This window comes from Pontibacter mucosus, from assembly GCF_003054055.1.
GTDB classification, from domain to species: domain Bacteria; phylum Bacteroidota; class Bacteroidia; order Cytophagales; family Hymenobacteraceae; genus Pontibacter; species Pontibacter mucosus.
Map to the genome: position 1 here is coordinate 76,522 of NZ_QBKI01000005.1, position 21,389 is coordinate 97,910.

At 52.9% G+C, this 21,389-nt stretch carries 18 protein-coding genes; 7 read left to right on the forward strand and 11 right to left on the reverse strand.

Features of this window, described 5'->3' with window-relative positions; translation table 11 throughout:
- Positions 1-2 precede the first annotated feature (2 nt).
- A complete protein-coding gene (locus C8N40_RS11050; RefSeq protein WP_108211838.1) occupies positions 3-2,507 on the forward strand; it encodes a PspC domain-containing protein in 2,505 nt (834 codons plus the stop codon).
- Between the two features lie 476 nt (positions 2,508-2,983).
- Here the strand turns inward: C8N40_RS11050 and C8N40_RS11055 are convergent, their stop codons facing one another.
- The 3 genes from C8N40_RS11055 to mce form a co-directional block, all read right to left on the reverse strand.
- Positions 2,984-4,432 carry a CCA tRNA nucleotidyltransferase gene (locus C8N40_RS11055; RefSeq protein ID WP_108211839.1) on the reverse strand — a complete coding sequence of 483 codons (1,449 nt, stop codon included), beginning with the start codon at positions 4,430-4,432 and terminating at the stop codon, positions 2,984-2,986.
- Between the two features lie 174 nt (positions 4,433-4,606).
- The gene (locus C8N40_RS11060) at positions 4,607-5,182 is read right to left on the reverse strand and encodes an L-threonylcarbamoyladenylate synthase (protein ID WP_092099326.1); all 576 of its coding nucleotides are present in this window, start codon (positions 5,180-5,182) and stop codon (positions 4,607-4,609) included.
- A 101-nt stretch (positions 5,183-5,283) separates the two neighbouring features.
- A complete protein-coding gene (mce, locus tag C8N40_RS11065) occupies positions 5,284-5,685 on the reverse strand; it encodes a methylmalonyl-CoA epimerase (protein ID WP_108211840.1) in 402 nt (133 codons plus the stop codon).
- Positions 5,686-5,866: 181 nt separating this feature from the next.
- On the opposite strand from mce, the gene C8N40_RS11070 reads away from it, so the two are divergent.
- From C8N40_RS11070 to C8N40_RS11085, 4 genes are all read left to right on the forward strand, one after another.
- A complete protein-coding gene (locus C8N40_RS11070) occupies positions 5,867-7,081 on the forward strand; it encodes an IscS subfamily cysteine desulfurase (RefSeq protein ID WP_108211841.1) in 1,215 nt (404 codons plus the stop codon).
- A gap of 88 nt (positions 7,082-7,169) precedes the next feature.
- A complete protein-coding gene (iscU, locus tag C8N40_RS11075) occupies positions 7,170-7,583 on the forward strand; it encodes a Fe-S cluster assembly scaffold IscU (RefSeq protein ID WP_108211842.1) in 414 nt (137 codons plus the stop codon).
- A 14-nt stretch (positions 7,584-7,597) separates the two neighbouring features.
- Positions 7,598-8,005, forward strand: coding sequence for a hypothetical protein (locus C8N40_RS11080; protein ID WP_108211843.1), 408 nt, complete (start codon positions 7,598-7,600; stop codon positions 8,003-8,005).
- 12 nt (positions 8,006-8,017) lie between these two features.
- Entirely contained in the window at positions 8,018-8,344 is a 327-nt protein-coding gene (locus C8N40_RS11085; protein ID WP_092099331.1) for a HesB/IscA family protein, read from the forward strand.
- Positions 8,345-8,421: 77 nt separating this feature from the next.
- Here the strand turns inward: C8N40_RS11085 and C8N40_RS11090 are convergent, their stop codons facing one another.
- From C8N40_RS11090 to C8N40_RS11120, 7 genes are all read right to left on the reverse strand, one after another.
- On the reverse strand, positions 8,422-9,261 hold the full coding sequence (locus tag C8N40_RS11090; protein ID WP_108211844.1) for a thermonuclease family protein: 840 nt from the start codon (positions 9,259-9,261) through the stop codon (positions 8,422-8,424).
- 87 nt (positions 9,262-9,348) lie between these two features.
- Positions 9,349-11,355 (reverse strand): tetratricopeptide repeat-containing sensor histidine kinase, encoded by a 2,007-nt coding sequence (locus C8N40_RS11095; RefSeq protein ID WP_108211845.1) that lies wholly within the window; start codon positions 11,353-11,355, stop codon positions 9,349-9,351.
- A 113-nt stretch (positions 11,356-11,468) separates the two neighbouring features.
- The gene (locus C8N40_RS11100) at positions 11,469-15,122 is read right to left on the reverse strand and encodes an AAA family ATPase (RefSeq protein WP_108211846.1); all 3,654 of its coding nucleotides are present in this window, start codon (positions 15,120-15,122) and stop codon (positions 11,469-11,471) included.
- A 36-nt stretch (positions 15,123-15,158) separates the two neighbouring features.
- Positions 15,159-15,773 carry a hypothetical protein gene (locus C8N40_RS11105; protein WP_108211847.1) on the reverse strand — a complete coding sequence of 205 codons (615 nt, stop codon included), beginning with the start codon at positions 15,771-15,773 and terminating at the stop codon, positions 15,159-15,161.
- A 133-nt stretch (positions 15,774-15,906) separates the two neighbouring features.
- A complete protein-coding gene (locus C8N40_RS11110; protein ID WP_108211848.1) occupies positions 15,907-17,139 on the reverse strand; it encodes an exonuclease SbcCD subunit D C-terminal domain-containing protein in 1,233 nt (410 codons plus the stop codon).
- A 194-nt stretch (positions 17,140-17,333) separates the two neighbouring features.
- The gene (locus tag C8N40_RS11115) at positions 17,334-17,732 is read right to left on the reverse strand and encodes a rhodanese-like domain-containing protein (RefSeq protein WP_108211849.1); all 399 of its coding nucleotides are present in this window, start codon (positions 17,730-17,732) and stop codon (positions 17,334-17,336) included.
- Between the two features lie 96 nt (positions 17,733-17,828).
- Complete coding sequence (locus C8N40_RS11120; RefSeq protein ID WP_108211850.1) at positions 17,829-18,128, reverse strand: ArsR/SmtB family transcription factor; 300 nt, start codon at positions 18,126-18,128, stop codon at positions 17,829-17,831.
- 1,006 nt (positions 18,129-19,134) lie between these two features.
- Here C8N40_RS11120 and C8N40_RS11125 point away from each other — a divergent pair.
- A complete protein-coding gene (locus C8N40_RS11125) occupies positions 19,135-19,812 on the forward strand; it encodes a T9SS type A sorting domain-containing protein (RefSeq protein ID WP_146173551.1) in 678 nt (225 codons plus the stop codon).
- A gap of 66 nt (positions 19,813-19,878) precedes the next feature.
- Positions 19,879-20,295 carry a hypothetical protein gene (locus C8N40_RS11130; protein WP_146173552.1) on the forward strand — a complete coding sequence of 139 codons (417 nt, stop codon included), beginning with the start codon at positions 19,879-19,881 and terminating at the stop codon, positions 20,293-20,295.
- A 68-nt stretch (positions 20,296-20,363) separates the two neighbouring features.
- On the opposite strand, the gene C8N40_RS11135 is transcribed toward C8N40_RS11130, so the two are convergent.
- Positions 20,364-21,215 carry a universal stress protein gene (locus C8N40_RS11135; RefSeq protein ID WP_108211853.1) on the reverse strand — a complete coding sequence of 284 codons (852 nt, stop codon included), beginning with the start codon at positions 21,213-21,215 and terminating at the stop codon, positions 20,364-20,366.
- Positions 21,216-21,389 lie beyond the last annotated feature (174 nt).

A 21,389-nucleotide genomic window follows, 5' to 3' on the forward strand; every position in this document is an offset into this window, starting at 1 on the left:
TCATGAAAAAGAATATAAGTATAAACTTGCAAGGCATCATCTTCCAGATAGAAGAAGATGGGTATGAGCAGCTTAGCCGCTACCTCGCCTCTATCAGAACGTACTTTTCTAACTATGAGGGCCACGAGGAGATTGTAGCCGACATAGAGGCCCGCGTAGCCGAGATTTTTTCTGCCCGCGTGTCTGCCTCCAAGCAGGTGATTACCCAGGAGGATGTGCAGTACCTCATCACCCGCATGGGTAACGTAACGGACTTTGAAGTGGAGGAGCCACAGGAGGAGGCTGCCCACGCTACGGCCGGTGCCGGTGCGGGTGCTGCCGAGGAAGGCACTGCCAGCGGCGCCTACGACCATACTTCCGCCGGACCGAAGAAACTCTACCGCGACATGAACCACAAGGTTATCGCCGGTGTATCTTCGGGCATTGGCAATTACCTGCGCATCGATCCGCTCTGGATACGGCTCTGCTTTGTGCTGCTGGTGCTGCTGGGCGTTTTCTCGGCGGGCGTTTCGGCTGCCACGGGTATGATTATCTACGTTATACTTTGGATTGCCATGCCGGAAACCAACCTGCTGCCCGAGACCAAGGTCAGAAAGCTGTTCCGCGACCCGGACGATAAGAAGCTGGCCGGTGTGGCAAGCGGCATTGCCAAATACTTTGGCGTAGACGCAACCGTGGTGAGGCTCCTGTTCCTGGTTTCCATCTTCCTGGGCGGCTTTGGCATCTTCGCCTACATTGTGCTCTGGATAGCCATGCCGGAGGCCGTCACGCTGACGGAGCGGATGCAGATGCAGGGCGACCCTGTAACGCTGGCCGGCATTGAGCGCACGCTGAAGGAGAACCTGAACATGCGCGACAGCAACGGCGAGGAGAGCACACTGGCCAAACTATTACTGCTGCCTATTCGCCTGGTATCGCAGGTGGTAAACTGGGTTGGCAGGGCGCTTGGCCCTGTGCTGGCCTTCCTTATCACCCTCATCCGCGTGACGGCCGGCATCCTGCTCCTGATAATTTCGGTAGGACTTACTGTTGCCCTCTTCTCTGCGTTCTTTGTTTCTCTTGGCATTATCACCGAACCTGAAAACTTCACCTTTGGTAACTTTCCTGCCTCCGCCGTGTTCGGAGGCTTTCCCTGGCTCGGACTGGTGGCTGGTTTCTTTGTAGGTTTAATTCCGCTGCTACTGCTGATGGTGCTGGCTGTTAGCCTGCTGATCAAGCGTACCTTCATGCGCCCTATCGTGGGCTGGTCTATGTTCGGTGTGTGGCTGGTGGCCCTGTTCACCCTGATTGCCACCAGCGTGGTGTTCGGCACCAACTTCAAACGCAGCGGGGAAGTGGTTACCTCCAGAACCATACCTGTGGGCGATGTCCGAACCCTTACCCTGGATGCTTATGACACCGGGATGAGCTTCGACCGCATCTACCTGGAGGTGCAGGAAAGCAGCGGCGCCGACGTGGAACTGGTGCAGCGCGTGGAGGCCAAGGGCAGAACGGAGGAGGAGGCACAGCAGAATGCCCGCATGGTAACCTACCGCGCCGCGTTGCGCGACTCCACCCTGCGCTTTGATGACAGCTACGAGTTTAAACCTGGTGCCGTGTTCCGCGACCAGGAACTTAGCCTGACGCTGAAGTTGCCGAAAGACAAGCCGCTGCGCCTGACCAACAGCTTTTATCACCTGCTGCCCGGTAATGCCCTCGAGGGCGACTACAGCCGCGCAAAGGTGCTGCGAAACACCTGGCAGGTTAACGGAAACCGTCTGCAATGCCTGACCTGCGCCGCTGATACTCTCGACACAGAGACTGATGCAAGTATGGGTGGCTTTACCACTGACATGGGCGAAGGCGAAAGCGTTCTCTTAAACGAGAGCGACTACAGCAGCAACTCTCAGGCGTTCGAATTCCGTGACTTCAAGCGCATCACGGTAAGCGGCCCTTACCACGTGCAGCTCCGCCAGGGCGATAGCTACGCTGTAGTGGTGCGTGCCAAAGAGCAGGACCTGAAGCGTATGGAGCTTGACATGAGCGGCGATGAGCTGGAAATAAGCAGCGATCAGAAAGTGTTCCGGCTGTTTAGTGAGCAGGATCCGGTGTTGATACAGATTACAGCACCCGACATTCATACGATTGAGTTAAACGGCGCCATCAAAGCGGATTTGGGAACTATAAAAGCAGAAAACCTGCGCCTGAACCTGTCGGGGGCAATACAGTCGGTGGCTAACCTGAACGTGCGCAACCTGCGTGTAGACGCTGCCGGCGCCACGGCGAGCACCTTCTTCGGCAAAGCCGAGCGTTTTGAACTCGACGCCACCGGTGCCTGCGTTATCCGCGCCGACAAGCTGGAAGCCAGCTACGTAGACGCCGATGTAACCGGTGCGGGCGTTGCCGAAGTATACGCCTCCAACACCCTACGCGCCGATGCCTCCGGAACAAGCCATATCGTGTATCGCGGCAATCCTAAGGATAAAGTGATCGACAGCTCCGGGCCAAGCACCGTGAAAGCGCGCTAATCTAAAAACACGAAAGGCTGATGGAGAAATATACTTCTCCGTCAGCCCCTACACTACCCCTTAGTACAAGATAAAACTATACCCCACAATAATATCAGCCCGTTCCGGGTTATACTTACAGTAGTGTTTGTTTAGTTGTTTGAGTATAAGTCACGAAGCCCAATCCTGTTTAATAACACGGATGGGCTTCGTCGCTTATAATCTTTTATGAAAATCTGCTAATTCTCTTACCGGGCACTGCCTTTATACTTTGGCCGAGGCTGAAGATTCACCGCCCATACTTTCCACCAATTAAATTATACTTGCATGTATATTTGCCATCTTCCCGCCTACTCTCGCTGTGATCTGGCGGGCGGTGCCATACTTTGCAACAAGTATAGAAGTATAGGTTAAAGTATAACCTTAGGCAAGCAGGCTTCCAAGCCACTCGCGCATGTATCCCGGATAAAATATAAACTACCCGTAAAATCGGCAGGTTAGTTGCTATCCTGATTGCCGGGAACGGCCAGGTTCTGCACCACCGGCAGGCCCTTCTGCTCTCCTAAGGCAACCATGAAGGCGTACGCCTCGGCATACTCGTTCTTAACTTTCCCCTCCAGAATGGCCTCCGTCAGCGCCTCTTTCAGCTCCCCTACCGCCTTGGATGGCTTCAGCCCGAAAGTTTCCATGATGATCTCGCCGGTGATTACCGGCTGGAAGTTGCGCAGTTTGTCGCTCTCCTCTACTTCCACCAGGCGCCGCTCCACCTTGTCAAAATTCTGCAGGTAGCGTTTCACCTTGGTGTCGTTTTTAGAGGTGATGTCGGCGCGGCAGAGTTTCATCAGGCCATCAATATCGTCGCCGGCCTCAAACAGGAGCCTGCGGATGGCCGAATCGGTCACCGTCTCTTTCACCAGGGCGATGGGGCGCAGGTGGAGGCGCACCAGTTTCTGCACATATTTCATGTGCTCGTTCAGGGGCAGCTTCAGGTCGCGGAACAGGCGGGGCACCATGCGGGCGCCGCGGTCCTCGTGGCCATGGAAAGTCCAGCCGGCCTTGGGGTGGTAGCGTTTGGTATCGGGCTTGGCAATGTCGTGCAGAATGGCAGACCAGCGCAGCCACAAATCATCCGACACCTGCGATACGTTATCGAGCACCTGCAAGGTATGGTAGAAGTTGTCTTTGTGCGAGTTACCGTTAATGGTCTCCACCCCGTGCAGCTCCACCATCTTCGGAAAAATCAGGTGCAGCAGCCCCGAGGCAAACAGCAGCTTAAAGCCATAGCTGGGTACCGGCGAAAGTATAATTTTATTTAGCTCGTCGGTAATCCGCTCCTGCGACACGATTTTAATCCGATCCTTATTGTCGGTGATGGCATCAAAGGTATCCGGGTCAATATCAAAGCCGAGCTGGGAGGCAAAACGGATGGCGCGCATCATGCGCAGCGGGTCGTCTGAGAAGGTAATGCCCGGCTCCAGAGGCGTGCGGATGATCTGGCGGCGCATGTCTTTGAGGCCCTCGAACTCATCTATCAACTGGCCGTAGCTCTCCTTGTTCAGGCTGATGCCAAGTGCGTTGATGGTAAAGTCGCGGCGTTTGAGGTCATCATCCAAGGTGCCCTGCTCCACCTCTGGCTTGCGCGAGTGCTCCCGGTAAGACTCCTTGCGTGCCCCTACAAACTCCACCTCCCAGTCGCCGTCGCGCAGCATGGCCGTGCCAAAATTCTTAAAGATGGATACCTTGGGTTTGTGCGGCAGTTTCTGGGCTACCTGCGTGGCCAGCACAATGCCATCGCCCACGCATACCACGTCAATGTCCTTGGAGGGCCGCTTCAGCACCAGATCCCTGACAAAACCGCCTATCACATAGGCATCTACGCCTAGCTCTCCGGCCGCCTCGGCTATTACTTTGAAAATCGGGTGTTCTGGTAACTGTACTTTCTCCATTCTAAAAAAATAAAAACCTCAGGCTACTGCAGCGCGGCCTGAGGGACAAAAGTACGCATAAGCCTCTCAAATTGTAAGAAAGGCTATACTTTTAGCTGTTTATTCGTTGGCATGCGCGCCACCTGCTGCCGGTCCGCAAGTATAGATGCCACACGTTATACTTTATACTTTGCCTTAATCCCGTAGGATGCGCTGGCTACCGTCTGGCTCAATCTTTACGATGCGGGATGGGTTGGAGGCCATATCCTCATCCTGGCGCCAGTTCACCACAAAGTCAACCCGCTTCTTGAGTACCTCACTAATCTCGGCAAAGGTTTTGGGGGCCGACTCTCCGCTGATGTTGGCCGAGGTAGAAACGATAGGCCTGGCCACCTGCCGGATAAGGCGGTGGCAGAACTCATCCCCCTCCACCACCCGAATGGCCACCGAGCCGTCGCTGGCCAGCACCTCCTGGGGCAGGTTTTTCGGGTTGGAGAACACGTAGGTAGTTGGCCTTTCCTGCTGCTTTACCATCTCCTCGAAATCTTCCGGCAGTTCCTCCACATAGTTTCGCAGCATGTTGTGGTCGGCGACCAACAGGATCATCGACTTAGACTCCTCGCGCTCCTTTATCTTGAAGATCTTGCGGACAGCCTCTGCATTCTCGGCATCGCAGCCTATGCCCCAAACCGTATCGGTGGGGTAGAGAATCACGTTGCCCAGCAACACCTCTTCCTCCGCCGCCTGTATTTCTTTCACTAACTGGCTCATAGTTTTATAATTGGTTGTTGGTTGTCAGATACTCGTTGCTTGTAAATCGTCGTATCTTAAAATTCTATTCAGCTAACGAATGACTAACAATCAATAACGGTTTACTTTATTTCCTGCGTCAGTTCTACCAGCACGCCGTTGGCACTCTTGGGGTGCACGAAGCAAACCAGCTTGTTGTCGGCGCCTTTCTTGGGCTGTTCGTTCAGAAGTATAAACCCCTCCCCTTTCAGGCGCTCCATCTCCGCGTAGATGTCCTCCACCTCAAAGGCAATGTGGTGGATGCCCTCCCCGCGCTTCTCCACAAACTTGCTGATGGCGCTGTCGGGCGTGGTGCCTTCCAGCAACTCTATCTTGGTGTCGCCCACCTTAAAAAACGAGGTATTCACCGCCTCCGACTCCACATACTCTGTCTTGTAGGGCTCCACCCCGAGCAGCTTAAAGTATAGCCCGTTGGCCTCGCTGAAGTCCCTGACCGCTATTCCTATATGTTCTACGTTTTTCATTTATAGTTTGTAATTAGTCTAAGTAGAGAATTTTTACTATTTTTGTACCGGATTCAAAACTACTATATTTCGCGTAAACTCTTTCAGCTGATGCGTGTTAAGGAATTAGAACCAAAACATGCCGGAAGCTGTTGAAAAGTTAAATCAAAGAGCCTAAAACATCAAAAGAAACGCAGTTACTATGTTAACACTACCGATATACCTGGATAACAATGCTACTACGCCGCTAGACCCGCGTGTGTTGGACGCAATGATGCCTTACATGACCAATATGTTTGGTAACGCTGCCAGCCGTAACCACCCGTTTGGATGGCAGGCGGAGGAGGCCGTGGATTACGCCCGCGAGCAAATCGCGTCGCTGATTAATTGTTCTCCTAAGGAAATCATCTTTACCTCAGGCGCCACCGAGTCAGATAACCTGGCTATCAAAGGCGTGTTCGAGATGTATGCCTCCAAAGGCAACCACATCATCACCGTTACCACTGAGCATAAAGCCGTGCTGGATACCTGCAAGCACATCGAAAAGCTGGGTGGCAAGGTTACCTACCTGAAGGTAGATGACAAAGGCCTTATCGACCTGAAAGAGCTTGAGGAGGCTATCACCGATAAGACTATCCTCATCTCCGTGATGTATGCCAACAACGAGATCGGTGTGATTCAGCCCATCCGCGAGATTTCTGCCATCGCCAAGAAGCGCGGTATCCTGTTCTTTACAGACGCGACGCAGGCGGTAGGTAAAATTCCGGTGGATGTAGAGGCTGATGGCATTGACCTGATGGCTTTCTCCGGACACAAAATGTACGGCCCTAAAGGGGTAGGTGCTTTGTATGTGCGCCGCAAGAACCCGCGCGTTAAAGTTACCGCCCAGATGGACGGTGGCGGCCACGAGCGCGGCATGCGCTCCGGTACGCTGAACGTGCCAGGCATTGTGGGACTTGGAAAAGCCGCTGAGGTTGCCAGGCAGGACATGGAAGCCGATACCAAGCGTATTGCCGCCATGCGTGACAGACTGGAGCGCGAGCTGCTCACCATTGAGGAGTCTTACGTGAACGGGTCTACGGAGCACCGCCTGCCACACGTATCCAACATCTCCTTTAAGTATGTAGAGGGCGAAGGCCTGATGATGGGCGTGAAAGACATCGCCGTTTCGTCTGGTTCGGCCTGTACTTCTGCGTCTCTGGAGCCATCTTACGTGCTGAAGGCCTTGGGCCTGAGCGACGACCTGGCACACTCTTCCCTGCGTTTTGGCCTGAGTCGCTTCACTACCGAGGAGGAGATTGATTTCGCCATCGACCACGTGAAACAGGCTGTGGCCAAGCTTCGCGACCTTTCTCCACTGTGGGAAATGTTTAAGGAAGGCATCGACCTGAACTCTATTGAGTGGGCAGAGCACTAAGCGTAATTCATAATGTATAATGAGTAATCAATAATTGCTCGTAATATATTAGTCATTCATCATTAACCATTAGAAATTAAATACAGCTATGGCTTATTCAGATAAAGTAATCGACCATTATACCAACCCACGCAACGTTGGTACACTTGATAAGGCTAAGAAAAACGTAGGTACCGGCCTGGTTGGCGCCCCTGAGTGCGGCGACGTAATGCGCCTGCAGATTGAAGTAGACGAGAACCAGGTAATTACAGACGCCAAGTTCAAGACGTTTGGCTGCGGCTCGGCTATCGCTTCTTCCTCTCTTGCTACCGAGTGGCTGAAAGGCAAGACTGTTGACGAGGCACTGGCTATCGACAACATGGCGATTGTAGAGGAGCTGGCGCTGCCTCCGGTTAAGATTCACTGCTCTGTGCTTGCCGAAGATGCCATTAAAACGGCCATCAACGACTACAGAGTAAAGAACGGCCTGCCGGAGCTGGAACTGCCTAAGTCTCACCACTAAGAAAAACGGACTCAATGGAGTCGACATCGGACGTACACGTTGAGAGTGCCCGTATTCAAAAGCAGATTGAGCACCACTTAGGCATAAGCGGCAGCAGTCTGCTTTTTGAGTTCCGGCAGCTCGACAATAAAACGCGCCTCGATCTGATAACGGTTAACCCGCGCCACCAGCAGTCCTTCCTCTTTCATTCGGAGGTGGGGTACGACCGCCTGGAGGTGCTGCGCAAGATGCTGGCCTACGTGAAGGACTACCGTGACCGCGAAAGCTCCTTTACCGTGCAGTGGATGGCCCGTGGCGACAAGGAGTTGAACACTTCCTACTTCAGGGCCCGTAATATGTATGAGGCGTTAGATAAGTTGTACTATGGCCGGGACATGAACACGATTACTGTTTTTAGTGTTGTATTGAATCCGGTTTCCTAAAATTTAAAGATTATGATCACAGTTTCAGATAAAGCAAAAGAGAAGGTAATAAAGCTGAAGCAGGAAGCGCAGCTTGACGATACGTTTCGTTTGCGTGCCTCTGTAGCAGGTGGTGGCTGTTCCGGTTTGTCCTACAACCTTGATTTCGACGATGAGGTGAAACCCATGGATCAGGAGTTTGAGGATAAGGGCGTGAAAGTGGTGGTAGATATGAAGAGTTTCCTGTACCTGGCCGGCACTGAGTTGGATTTCTCAGATGGACTGAACGGCAAGGGCTTCTTCTTCAACAACCCGAATGCCAGCCGTACCTGCGGTTGTGGCGACAGCTTCTCCGTATAGTATTCAGCAATAACATTTATACTTAAAAAGGCTCTGCCACTGCGGCAGAGCCTTTTTTATACTTTGGCAGCCTGATGTTAAGGCGAACAGGTTTTGTCGGCGCGGCGGCCGTGTTCGCGAATGGCTACGGCCTCCGTGGTTTTGATAACCTCGTCTTTGCAACGCTTGAGCACATGGCAATTGCTGTCGTAGTGGTATACAGCGGAGTTGGTGCTGTTGCAGATATAAACAGTGCGCTTGGTGGCTCCTGCAGGTATGGGAGCATTAGCGGTACTGGGCTTTGAGGCGCCCGAGCGTTGCTCCTTCCGGAAATCCCAGGGTGCCACGGGGTTCGGATCCTGCCACAAGCCACGTTTAAAGCGGCGGGCATCGGCCTCCGCGTTGGCCAGATTCTGGTCCCTGGAGTATTCTTTATAATGCCACGCAAAGCCATTGCGCACCAGCTCTTCATTCAGGTTCTTCCCATCCGGAAGTATAATAGTGCCTACCGTGCGGCCATACCTGTCTTTGTTGTTTACAATCAGGCGAACCGTTTTACCGAAGGCCAGATCAGAAGTATACTGCTTGGCACGTTGCCCATAGGCCTGGTTCTTCTCCGGCGTGTCCACCCCGTACAGGCGAACCGTTACTTCCTCCCCGTTCACCAGCAGCACAATCGTATCGCCATCCTTTACCCCCACCACTTTATCCCCGGCAGATGTAGCAGGGGTACGTGTAGGTTGGTCAGAATCATCTTTGCGTGGCTGCTCGGCAACCGTAATGGTATCGGCGTCTGTGGCGGCTCCATTTCCCCCCTGCCTGCTACGTTCTTCAATGGCTCTCTGGCGCTCCCTGAACTGCTGCTGCGCGTCTTTGTTATCGCTTTTGCAGGAAAACAGAGCAAGCAGTGCTAAAGGCAGGTATATAAACTTTTTCATCCTAAAACAGGTCTTGTACTTTGTACGGCATGTGCTGCACAAAGGCACAAAAGTATAAAAACAAGGGGCGGATGCCAAGAAAAACACTTACACCAGTTCCACCGCCTCTGCTTCCATCACCTCGTTTGCATCCTCCTGGGATGGCATGGCCGGTAACCTGAAGAAGAACGTGCTGCCCTGACCTGTTTCGCTTTCGGCCCAGATGCTGCCACTGTTGCGCTCTATGAAATACTGGCAGAGTTGCAGGCCCAGCCCGCTGCCCCGCTCATCCGCAGTGCCTTTGCTGCTGCTGTTGCTGCCCCCGCTGAAAAGAGAAGCGAGCTTTTCCGGAGCCATGCCAATGCCGGTATCCTTCACAGAGATGGTGACACACCCTCCATGCCGCTCTGACGTGATCTGGATCTCCCCTCCTTTCTTACTGAATTTAATAGCGTTGCCGATAAGGTTGCGCAGCACCAGGTTCACCATTTCTTTATCCGCGTAAAGGGTATGTGCGTCGGCAATCTGGCAGGTGAAGTGCAGTTGCTTAAACTTGGCCTGTGGCTCGAGTAAACGCAGGTTCTGCTCTACCAGCAGCGCCAGTTCTGTTTTCTCGGGCTTAACCGCAAGGCCGCGCATCTGCACCCGGGACCATAACAGCAGGTTATCCAACAGCCAGAGCGAGTTTTGCTGGCTCGCCTCCAGCGAGGCCATGAACGGCCCCAGCTTGTCCTGCGGCACGGCCCCCTTCGAGATGAGTTGCAACAGCCCCTGCAGCGACGTGAGAGGACCTTTCAGGTCATGTGCTATCACAGAGAAAAGCTTGTCTTTTACGGAGTTCAGTTTCTCCAGCTCCTCCTTCTGCTCAAGCAGCAGGTTAGCCTGCAAAGCCAGCTGCTCCTTTTGGGCTGCCAGGGCCTCGCTATGCTCCAGGATGTCAATGTTTTTTTGTGTAAGCAGGTCGTTGAGGCGGTGCATGCGCCGGCGGCCCAGGAAGAAAACTACGGCCAACACCCCCACCAGCAGTAGCATGGCACCGGTAAAAACCTGTGCGGCGTTTCTTCGCTCAATCATCTGCTGTTGCAGGTTCGTTTGGGCTTTCAGCAGGAGGTTCTCCTGCATGGCCTTCTCATTCTCGTGCTTAAACGCCAACTCGGTCAGCTGCATTTTAACGGCTGCAGCCTGTACGCTGTCGGCATATTCTTTCTGAAGGGTTAGATACTTGTGAGCATTCTTAAAGTCACCAATCTGGGTGTAGAGCTTGTTGAGCAGTTCGGCCGCAATCTTCACCTCATTCTTGGAGTTTATTTCCTGTGCCAGTTCCACGTTCCGGTGGGCGTAGGGCAGCGCCATTTCGGGTTGTTTGGCTGCCATATAGGCCTCGGCTAGCCCACACAGCGCGTGCACTTCATCCATCTTGCTTCCTACCTTACGGGCTAAGTTCAGGGCCCTGTGGTGGTAAGAGAGCGACTTTTCCCACTCCCCCATCTCAGAATAAATAAAGCCCGCGCTGTTCATGCTGATCAGGGACACACTGCTGTTAGGATCGAGGAGCTGAAGGGCGCGAAGCACGTAGCTTATGGCCTGGCCATAGTCTTTCTTTTGCTGATAAATCGACCCGATATTACTCAGGCTCAGAGCAATACCAATTGTATCATGCGTGGCCCTCGAAATCTCCAGCGACTTGTTATAAAGCTCGATAGATTTCTCAAGCTCGTTCTGGGAGGCAAAAGCGATGGCGATGTTGTTGTAACTGGCACTCAAACCAGCTGTGTCGCCTATGGCCTCCCTTATCCGAAGCGATTTGTAGTAATAGCTTACGGCCTCGCTGTAATTGCCGTAGATGTCGTAGGCTACCCCGATGTTGTTATAAGCCAGGGCCAGCGCCTTCTGGTTATTCAGCTCACGCGCCAGTACTTGTGCCTGGTTACCATATTTCAGGGAAGAGCTAAACGAAGAATTCCAGTATAGCTTGCTCAGCTCACAGAGCAGGAAAACCTTTTCTTCTGCATCGTGTGTGGTCTCCAGCTTCGTTTTGAGTTCAGAGATTTTATCGTTGTTGGCGAGGGCCGGATAAAACGCCAGCAGTAAAACCAGAAGTATGATGTGCTTCATGCCGAGTGGGTTAGACTCATCAAATATAATAATTTATATGAATCTTGAAATATATAAGTATAAGTTTATGTATTTCTGACTCATATACTTAGCCATACTTCATCGCAGCCTGCTTAACCTGCTATCACCTCCACTTTGCTGACGCCCCCTGCCTGCCGCTGCACTTTTATCTGGGTGCTGATGCGCTCCTTCAGTGCCTCCACGTGCGAGATGATACCGATCATCTTGCCGCTGGCCTGCAGGTTCTCCAGAGTGGAGATGGCAGCATCCAGCGTATCCGCGTCCAGCGTACCGAAGCCCTCATCAATAAACAGCGAGTTGATTTGCGTACGACGGCCCGCGAGGTCAGACAGCCCCAGCGCCAGCGCCAGACTCACCAAAAAGCTTTCACCACCTGACAGCGTGTTCATTGGGCGAACGGCCTCGGCCTGGTACATGTCCACTATCAGCAGCTCCAGGTCTTCGGCTGCGGATTTGAGGATGCGGTAGCGGTCGTTGAGCTTTTGGAGGTGGCGGTTGGCCAGCTCCACCAGCCTTGCCAGCGTGAGCCCTTGGGCAAAGCGGCTGAATTTGTTGCCGTCGGCAGAGCCAATCAGGTCGGCCAGCTGCGACCAGCGGTGACATACTTGTTGCTGCGTTTTGAGTTGTTCGGCCAGTTCCCGGTTTTTCTCGCGCTGCTGCGCGTCCTGGTCCAGGCGCTCCTGCTGGCGGGCCCGCTGGGAGATCAGCTCCCGTTGCTGTTCCGTTTTCTGCCGATGCTGCGCCTGCAGGGTTTCCATACTTTCTTCGGTCAGCTGCATTTGTTGCAGCTGCTTTAGCTCCTGCTGCACATCGCTCAAGGATTTACGGAGCTCGGTCAGGTGCTTTTCGGTCTGGGCCTTCAGGTTTGCCAGGCGATCGGCTTCGTCACGGTGCAGTAGCATCTGGCTCAATGCCTCAATCGTTTCGATGCCCTTCTGCTGCAGCACGTGCAGCAGCCCTCGGCGTAAATCCTCTAGCTTTGATTGGTTCTGCTGATGCTGCTGCAGGCACTCCGTTTGCCGGGCGCGGGCTTGCTGCAGCTCCTGCTGTTTCTGCAAGAGCTGGCGCCGCGCTTCCTCTGCCTGTGTGGCGCGTGCTTTCAGTTCCTGGCCTGCACGCGTCCGCTCCTGTTCCGTGTTTTTATCGCCGAACAACGTATAGCGCTCTGCTTTGAGTCGGGTGAGCTGCTCATGCTCCTCCTGTAAGACTTGCTTCCGCTCTTCCAGCTCTTTTAGTTTCTGCGCTTCGTTCGCTTTCAGATTCTTCACCTCCGTATTCAGCTCCACATACTTCTCGCGCATACTTTCCAGTGCCTGCTGCTTTTGGGCATAGGCCGCCGCTTGTTGCTCTAGTGTCTGCAGCAACGTATGGCGCTCTTCCGGTTTATACTTCAGGCCAAAGGTTGCGGCAAAGGATTCGGCGGTTTGGGCGTGCGCCTGCTGCTGCTCTTGCTCATCGGTAAGTATATCCTGCAGCTTCTGCAGCTGGTTTTGCAGGAGTTTATCCGATGACTGCAGTTGGTTTGAATGGGCCTGTGCCTGTACCTGCGCCTCCCGTAGCTGCTGGCTCTGGTGGTTTATACTTTCCATCTCGCGGCTCAGGCTGCGTGCCTGCGCCAGTTGTTGCTGCAAGGCTGATGCAGATTGCTGTTGTGCCTGCTTCAGCTGGGCCAGTTGGGCCACCTCCGCTATCGTTATACTTTGCGGCAGTCCTTCCGAAAGCTGCACAAACGACAAGCTGAGGCGCTGGAGTTCTGTTTCTGTCTCAGACTTGGCGTCAACCCCCAACTGCAGTTTTTGCTCCAGCGAGTCGAGTTGCAGTTGCAGCTGGTTTATACGTTGCTCCAGCTCCTTTACCAGTTCCTGCTGTTTGTCACGTTTCTGCACCTCTTCCGGCAAGTCAAAAGTATAACCGTTTTCGGCGAAGGGGTGATGGGTGGAGCCGCAAAGCGGGCAGGGTTCCTCCTTTGTCAAAGTATGGCGGGCCTCTTCATACTGCTGTATCTGCTGCTGCAGCTGCACCAGTTTCTGCAGCGCCTGCAGGTGTTCATCGGCCTGTTTATACTTTGTCTGGTTGTCCTGAAGTTTTATACTTGCCTCTTCCTGCTGCTGCCTTAGCTGCGTAAGGTGCTCGTTTATACTTTGGAGCTTCTGCTGCTGCCCCGCATGTTGCTGGGCCAGTTCCTGCAGGCGCTCATACCGGGCCACCAGCGCCGGCTGGCTCTGCGCCGCCTGCTCCAGCTCCTCCATACTTTTGTCGGCCAGTATACGTTGCAGCGCTGTGAGCTTTTCCTCTTTCTGCTGATGCAGCTGTTCCTGTTGCGTCTGTTGCTGCGCCAGTTGCTTCTGCAGGTCGGCAAGTTGTATTGCCTCCTGCTGCCGTTGCTGCTGAAGCTCCTGCTGCTCCTGCTGGTTGCGCCTGATACGCTGCTCCACCTCCTGCAAATCGCGGAGGGTGGCTTTGAACTCAGGCAGGTGCTCTTTGAGGTCCTGCAGCTGGGCGTGCTGCTCCAGCCAGGTTTTTATACTTGTCGCCTCCTGCGTCAGCTTCTCCAGTTCCTGTTGTTTGGTTTGCAGTTGTGCCTGCTCCTGCTGCAGTTGCTGCTCAAAACCTACATAGGCATTTTTGTTTTTGCTGTAAGCCTCGCGGATGGTGCTGATCTGGTGATCCAAACTCGAAACCTGCGCCAGCAGCGGATCCAGTTTCTGCACGGCTTCCTCCTGCTGCTGATGCGCCCTGGTGGCATCGGTGGCTATTTTCCCGGCGGCTTCCAGTTCAGTTTCCAATACCGGCACGCGCTTCTGCAGCGTTTGCAGCTGCTCCTGCACTTCGGCTACTTTGCTGTTGGCGCTGCGGATTTCGGCCAACTCGCCCACAAACTGGTGTGCCTGCTCATGTTGCTTTAGCTTCACGAACTCCGGCTGCAGCTGTGCCAGTTTCTGCTCCTGCACCTGTAGCGCCTGCTGGTGCTGTTGTTGTCTGGCCTGAAGCTGGGCTACCTGCTGCAGCCACTGCAGTTTCTGTTGCAGGCCTGTAATATCCGTTTGAAGTATGGCTTCCTGCTCGGCCAGCTCTTTTATACTTTGCTCGTAAGCTTCGCGCTGCTCCTCGGGCAGCAGTTGGGTATTCTTCAACAGCTGCTCCAGGCTCTCATACTTCTGCCGCTCCTGCTTCGCCTTCTCGTAGGCAAACCTGGAGATCTCGGAATAGATGCCGGTGTCGGTGATCTTCTCTAAAAGGCTGCTGCGCTCGTTGGGGCTAGCCTTCAGGAAACGGGCAAAGTCACCCTGCGAGAGCATTACCGAACGCAGAAACTGGTTATAGTCCAGGCCACACAGTTCGGCCACCTTGCCCGGCACCTCGCTGGGCTTCAGGTCGAACAGTTCATCGGCCTCAAAGGCATACAGCTCCATGTGCACGGGCTGTATGTTGCCGTCCACCTTTCCTCGGCTGCGGCGCAGGTGCCACTTCGAGCGGTAGCGCTTGCCGCTGGCCTCAAATTCCACCTCCGAAAAGCTCTCCGCCGTGTGGCGCGTCATCAGTTCCAGCGGCTTGTCGTTGCTGTGGCGGTGCACCAGCCCATAGAGGCCCACTGTGATGGCATCCAGAATGGTGGTTTTGCCCGCGCCGGTAGGGCCCGTAATGGCAAACAACCCCGCCTCCGCCAGCGGACTCTGGTCGAATCGGATCTCGTGCTCACCTTTCAGCGAGTTCAGGTTCTGGAAGCGTACGGAGAGAATTTTCATGGGTGAAGGGTGGGTGTTTTCAAATAAATAATGCAGTTAGTTTTCAATGTGCTTTTCATAGAACCTAACCTGCTCATCAGTGTTAGACAGGATAACGAATTTACCAAAGTATAAAGAACCCTGGTTTTCGTCTTCCCTACCGTAGAGTGCATAATAATCCCCCGTTTTTTCCGCCCCGTGTAGGGCTATATTAAAATCTTCCTCACTGCGGTCTGTAAAACTATGGATAGTAACCCCGTCCACCAGGACAAGGGTATTGGAGTAGAGCTTGTAAGTATCACCTGACACGGACTTCAGCACGCCGACTAGCAGGTTATCTTTTGTCCTGTAAAGTTTCTCCTCGAGTATTGTATAGTTTTGCCTCAGTTCTTTCTGCAACTTTTTTGCTCTGACCTGCTTTTTGATGAAACTTTCCTCTGCACATGCCGCCCTTTCTCGCAGGTGTTGTAAAGCAGCTTCTTCATGAACCGGTTCCAACGCAAAATCCCCCGCATCCTTTAAGGTAACCGTATAGGCCGCAGTTGTTATAGAACCACTTGTTAAATGGTGCACAGACTCCTTTTTATACTTGCCACACAGTTCTGTTAACTTCAGGGTTTGTGCTTCTGCCAAGCATGGCAACAGAAATATAAGCAACAGGAGGTTTTTCATGGATGCTATACTTTATACTTGCCGGAACCTGGATTTGAACACGCTGCCCATACTTTATCTGGAATATTACCGCTAGATTACACCCGTTGAAGAGACACTATAAGCTCACCAGACTTTTTAACTTTCTAACCTTCTAACTTTCCATCTCCTCCTGCCCCATCAGTTCCAGCAGTTCCGAGAAAGTGGCTACCAGTTCCGAATGGTCAGCATCGGGGAAGGCACTTTGGCAGCGCTTGAGAAAAACGTCCTGCTCGCGGAGGGTGTGCAGATCGGCCTCTTCCTCCACCTGCTGCTCTAAGGTTTGGGCTGATTTCTGAATAAGTGGCGGACGGTGAATGAGCAGTTGCAGCTCGTCTTTTTTCAGGCTCAGCACCTCTTCCAGTTGCTGGTTCAGGTCGGGCAGGTGTGCTTCCAGCTCCAGTTGTATTTCGGCCCAGGCCGTGAGCGCATAGGCGCTGTTATCGTATAAAGCTATCTGCTGCTTCACCTTCTCCAGCGGGCCTTTAAAGCGCACCAGTTGGCGACATACGGGTATTGCTACCTCGCGCAGGTCATTCAGTTGGCCCTCCTCAAAATCAAGTATAAATACGACTTTCTTATCGGTTACCTCGCTAAAGCTAAGCGGAATGGGAGAGCCCGAATAACGGACGTGGTGGCGGTTATTTACTTGCTGCGGGCGGTGCAGGTGGCCCAGGGCCACATAGTCGAACTCCTGCGGAAACTGGTCGGCACCAATTTGCCCTAGGTTGCCCACGTGGATTTCCTTCTCGCTTTCGGAGGCCGAGCCGCCGGCGGCAAACAAATGCCCCATGGCCACCACGGGTATACTTTGCTGTTTATACTTTTGGATGTGCGGCACAAAGGCCTGGTAATGTGCGGCGATGCCCTGCTTGATGCGCTGCTCCCGCTCCTCAAAGCTCTCGCCGGGCACCGACAAACGCACGTCGCGATCGCGGAGGAAAGGCACGGCACAGACCGCCAGCTGCAGCTCCCCCTGTTCGTTTTTCAGCTCGATGAGTTCGTCCAGTGGATCAGAAGAGGCCCCTCCGATGACGTAAATGTTGAAGCACTCAAGCAGCTCTTTAGGGGCATTGAGGGTGGAAACAGAATCGTGGTTGCCCCCTGTGATGATGATGTGGCGGCAGCAGGTGGCGCATACTTTCCGCAGAAAGTCATAGTATAACTTTAGCGCGGTATTGGAGGGAGCGCCGCTGTCGAACACGTCGCCGGACATGAGCAGCACCTCTACCCGCTCCTGCTCGATGGTTTGCAGCAGCCAGGTCAGAAAATGCTGGTGTTCTTCAGTGCGTTCGAGGTTAACGAGGCGCTGGCCCAGGTGCCAGTCTGAGGTGTGTAGTACGCGCATAGCTCTTCTTCTCCAAATCCGCCTAAAGATACATCAGAATATAGGAATATGGCAAGAAGTTTCTGCTGATAATCACCCTGAAGTATAAAAGTATGGCAACAGGAAAGCAGACTGATTTATACTTCAGGCACAGAAAAAGGGGCAGCAATAGCACCATAGCCGTTCTCTGCCCCTCTATTGTGGATTTTATACGTTTATTCCTGCCCGGTTTCGGTGGGCAGACCTGCTTCTTTCAGGGTTTGGTAGCCGCCAAGGTCATAGATGTGCTTAAAGCCGGCCTCTTTCATGAGTTCGGCGGCCTTGCCGCTGCGGTTGCCCGAGGCACAGTACAGGTAGTATACTTTGTTTTTATCCCAGTTCTGGATGTCCTGCGCAAACTCCCCGCCCCTGAAATCCGAGAGCGTGGCACCATCCAGGTGGCCGGCAGCATACTCCTCAGGTGTGCGCACATCCACCACCACTGTTTTGCTGGTTAGCCGCTGCTCCTTAAACTCGTTTGGCGTTAGGCGCTGCACCTGGGCCGGCACCTGCTGCGGGGTGCGGGTGCAGCCAAATGTGAGCACTGCCAACAGGGTTATGATAACTATTCTCATATCTTATACTTTCTTGCTGATGCTATCCTGTAAAGATAGGTATCCTGTGCTATTTATACTTATACTTTGGCACGAAAGGTAAAGCCATTGCAGGTACTATAGCTTGCCATGTATGCAGCTGATAATGGTGGTAACGGCAGCATTGCTGAGCGAGTAGTAGACATTTTTGCCTTCGCGCTGTGTCTCCACAAGGCCTTTGTCGCGCATGTTGGTCAGGTGGTGCGACAGCAGCGATTGCTCTATCTGCAGCACCTCCTGCAACTGGCTCACCGATAGGCGCTCCCGCTGCTCCAGCAGGTCTATGATACTAATCCGTACCGGGTGCGCCAAACACTTCAGCACATAGGCAGCCCTCTCCAGCTTCTTCTGGTCCACCCGAACTTTTAACTTATCCATGCAAGGGTAATCTGTAATATTAGGTTGAAAGCATACATGAACATATTTTCATATACTGTACTTTAGTACAATTTCCATTTGCAGAAAGTTCCTGCCGCCGGACTTAGGAGTATACCTTAGTCCTGATTGGAAAGTATAAAATCATGCTGCTGGTATAGCTGGTTAGAGCGTGTTCACTTGCCCCAGATCTTGCCGTTTGCTATTCTGTTTTCTGCCTCTGCTTGAGAGGTATGCAAGTCCCGGTATCATGCTGTTAGTTGCCTTGGCGACACCTATTGCTACATCAGGATAAATTTTAGATATGGATTGAACTTTATGAAGTTCTGTATAGTTCGGGCTATAACTTTTTCTTACATGAAACCCTAACACTTAACCACTTAGCCTTTCCAAGCTAATGAAAACAACTTTTACTACTGCCTGCAAGGTGGCTATACTTTGCTTCACCCTTCTTATCAACACCTCCGCTACTGCCCAAATCAGCATGGGGCCACGCATCAACAGTTACAGCCAGGACTTTAACGGGTTGCCCGCCTCAGGGACTGGTGTCTGGGAAAGTGGTGCATATTATTTTCCCGGATGGTCTGTTTATCGCTCAATAGCGAATAGCCTGATAACTGCCAACAACGGCTCCGGTAATACGGGAGGTCTATTGAGTTATGGGGCTACAGGCTCAACTGAACGGGCTTTGGGTTCCATAGCATCCCTTAACGCCGGTGAGTTCATGTATACTCTGCTCCTGCAGAATAATACGGGTACAGCTATCCAAGCAGTAGAAGTAGATTATACTGGTGAACAGTGGCGTCTCATCAATAAAAGTGCTCCACAGCACCACCTTACTTTCTGGTATGCTATCAGTAGCGAGATTACCGGGTTTGACACTTCTTTCAAATCAAATCAGGGTTGGACAGAAGTGCCAGCGTTAAAGTTTAGTGGTCCCAAATACGGAACAGATGGCGGGGCACTAAACGGAAATGCTGCAGATAATCGGGAATTACTGCGGTCTGTATTGCAAATAGAGGTTCCTGAAGGCCATTACCTCATGCTTCGCTGGCTCGATAAAGATGAAAAAGAATCCGACCACGGCTTAGCCATTGACGATGTAACAGTGACCTGGCACACGCAACCCCAGCTGATGCAGATGCCGGCACCACTTCCGGTGGAACTGGCCTACTTTAGAGCAAGCGCCAGTAAGGAGCATGTCACGTTGAGGTGGCAAACCGCCAGCGAAGACCAGAACAGTCACTTTGTAGTAGAGCGCAGCCACGATGGAAAACTCTTTGAAGGCATTGGTATGGTAGCCGGCAAAGGAACTACGATAGTCACCACTAATTATACTTACCTGGATCTGGTGCCGCTGCCTGGTACCTCCTACTACAGGCTGAAGCAGGTGGACGAGGATGAAACTTATACTTACTCTAACATTGCAGCCGTTACCCGCTCGGTAACACAGGAAGTGGCGGTTTTCCCTACCATCACCTCCCACAAACTGGAAATTAGCTCCGGATCAGGCGTTCGGCAGGTAATGGTGGTAGATGCCATGGGCCGCAGCCACCTGGAAGAGCAGTTACAGAGCGCTATAACAAAGTATAGTTTGGACGTAAGCAGGCTGGAGCGTGGCACGTATGTGCTTGTGCTGCTGGACACCGATGGCAAACGCCACGTGAGAAGGTTTGTAAAGCAATAGCAGGCGGGGTTGGTTGCGGCATGTTCGGCTAATTTCATACCTTTGGCTTTTCCAGGCCACATAAATATGAAACTGAACTTGACAACATCCTTCTACAAAAGCATTACAAACATCGCCCTTATACTTTGCCTCTGTGCAATGGCCTCTTGCCAGCCAACGGAAACAACAGACAGCGCAGAAGCCGGTGCCGTAGCCGAAACAGCGACAGCAGCAGCAGACACAACAGCAAAGAGACCCGCCCCGGAGTTTTTCGTGATACCCGAGGATATGGTTCGGAAGCGTGTTTGGATTTGCGAGGATAATGTGTCCGACATTTTCCATGTGCAGCACGATTGCCCTGTGCTCGTTAAGTGCAAGGGCTCGTTCCGGAACCTGCTGTTGCCACGCGCTATAGAAGATTATGGCCGCTACAACTGCCAGGAGTGCAGCAAAGACCTTGATAATATATTTGATAAAGACGCTGTCCGGGAGATGGGCGCGTAGCAAAAAGCCCCTGCTTTGGCAGGGGCTTTTTGCTTACTGCACTACGGCAGATTTATCTCATAGTAGAGCTACTTTTTTCCGTGCAGGATTAAGAGCGGCACCTTTGCCTGGTAGGTCATGCGCTCGGCAAGGCTCTGCGTGAACAGGCTCTTCAGAAATCCTTTCTCTCTTCTCACCATCGCCAGCACATCACCGCCAGCCTGGTTATAGAATTCCATCAGCCCCTCGTCGCGGTGCCTGTTTACCAGCTCCTGAAACGTGAGCGGCACATCCGGGAAAAGCCCCTGCATTTCCAGCCTGAAGGCGGCAGCCTCCTCGCCATCCTGCTCCCCCGGCTTTTTAACAATGTGCACCACATCAATCTTGGCTCCGAAGCAACTGCCCAGCTGTACTACCTCCCGCATCGCTGCAATGTCCTCCTCACTGTAATCCGATGCGTAGACGATGCGCTCCACTTTGGCTGGCGCGGCGTCCCGAGGCACAGAGAGCACCGGGCATTTCACCTCTTCCATCACGGCCTCAGTATTGCTCCCTATCAGCAGTTCTTCCATGGTGCTGTCGCAGCCGGTAGTACCCATCACAATCAAATCGTAGTTCTCCTGCTTGCTCAGTTGCTTGGCCACATCCGTTAGGAGCGCCTCTTTAACCAGGAAATCACAGGTAAAACCGCCGTCGCGGTTGGCGCCATACGTTTCTTCCAGATGTAGCACGGTTGCTTTCAGTTTGTCGGTAGCGTTGCGCATCTGCTCCCCCAGCAGCTCGCTTGCCACCAACGCCGTTTCGGACGTGTCTACAATAGGCAGGTGCACCACGTGCAACAGCGTGAGGTGGGCCCCCGCGTGCTGGGCGATATGCACTGCGTACTCTACGGCTTTATCCGACGTGCCGGAAAAATCCGTAGGACATAGTATTTTGTTCATTCTCGTGTTGGTTGTTTTAGTGCATGCTTGATTATATCAACATATTACTATCTATAAAGGAAATATACAATGGAACAGCTGGTATTTTTTTAACGCTCTTTAGAAATGCCAACCGCAGGTTGCACTACAGACACTGTTTCAATTAAAAGTCCAATTACTACCATATAGCAACGC

What these genes read in the sequence shown, in the direction of transcription:
- C8N40_RS11050 (WP_108211838.1), top strand. Translation starts at nt 3, where the DNA reads ATGAAAAAGAATATAAGTATAAACTTGCAAGGCATCATCTTCCAGATA.
- C8N40_RS11055 (WP_108211839.1), bottom strand. Translation starts at nt 4,432, where the DNA reads ATGGAGAAAGTACAGTTACCAGAACACCCGATTTTCAAAGTAATAGCC.
- C8N40_RS11060 (WP_092099326.1), bottom strand. Translation starts at nt 5,182, where the DNA reads ATGAGCCAGTTAGTGAAAGAAATACAGGCGGCGGAGGAAGAGGTGTTG.
- mce (WP_108211840.1), bottom strand. Translation starts at nt 5,685, where the DNA reads ATGAAAAACGTAGAACATATAGGAATAGCGGTCAGGGACTTCAGCGAG.
- C8N40_RS11070 (WP_108211841.1), top strand. Translation starts at nt 5,867, where the DNA reads ATGTTAACACTACCGATATACCTGGATAACAATGCTACTACGCCGCTA.
- iscU (WP_108211842.1), top strand. Translation starts at nt 7,170, where the DNA reads ATGGCTTATTCAGATAAAGTAATCGACCATTATACCAACCCACGCAAC.
- C8N40_RS11080 (WP_108211843.1), top strand. Translation starts at nt 7,598, where the DNA reads ATGGAGTCGACATCGGACGTACACGTTGAGAGTGCCCGTATTCAAAAG.
- C8N40_RS11085 (WP_092099331.1), top strand. Translation starts at nt 8,018, where the DNA reads ATGATCACAGTTTCAGATAAAGCAAAAGAGAAGGTAATAAAGCTGAAG.
- C8N40_RS11090 (WP_108211844.1), bottom strand. Translation starts at nt 9,261, where the DNA reads ATGAAAAAGTTTATATACCTGCCTTTAGCACTGCTTGCTCTGTTTTCC.
- C8N40_RS11095 (WP_108211845.1), bottom strand. Translation starts at nt 11,355, where the DNA reads ATGAAGCACATCATACTTCTGGTTTTACTGCTGGCGTTTTATCCGGCC.
- C8N40_RS11100 (WP_108211846.1), bottom strand. Translation starts at nt 15,122, where the DNA reads ATGAAAATTCTCTCCGTACGCTTCCAGAACCTGAACTCGCTGAAAGGT.
- C8N40_RS11105 (WP_108211847.1), bottom strand. Translation starts at nt 15,773, where the DNA reads ATGAAAAACCTCCTGTTGCTTATATTTCTGTTGCCATGCTTGGCAGAA.
- C8N40_RS11110 (WP_108211848.1), bottom strand. Translation starts at nt 17,139, where the DNA reads ATGCGCGTACTACACACCTCAGACTGGCACCTGGGCCAGCGCCTCGTT.
- C8N40_RS11115 (WP_108211849.1), bottom strand. Translation starts at nt 17,732, where the DNA reads ATGAGAATAGTTATCATAACCCTGTTGGCAGTGCTCACATTTGGCTGC.
- C8N40_RS11120 (WP_108211850.1), bottom strand. Translation starts at nt 18,128, where the DNA reads ATGGATAAGTTAAAAGTTCGGGTGGACCAGAAGAAGCTGGAGAGGGCT.
- C8N40_RS11130 (WP_146173552.1), top strand. Translation starts at nt 19,879, where the DNA reads ATGAAACTGAACTTGACAACATCCTTCTACAAAAGCATTACAAACATC.
- C8N40_RS11135 (WP_108211853.1), bottom strand. Translation starts at nt 21,215, where the DNA reads ATGAACAAAATACTATGTCCTACGGATTTTTCCGGCACGTCGGATAAA.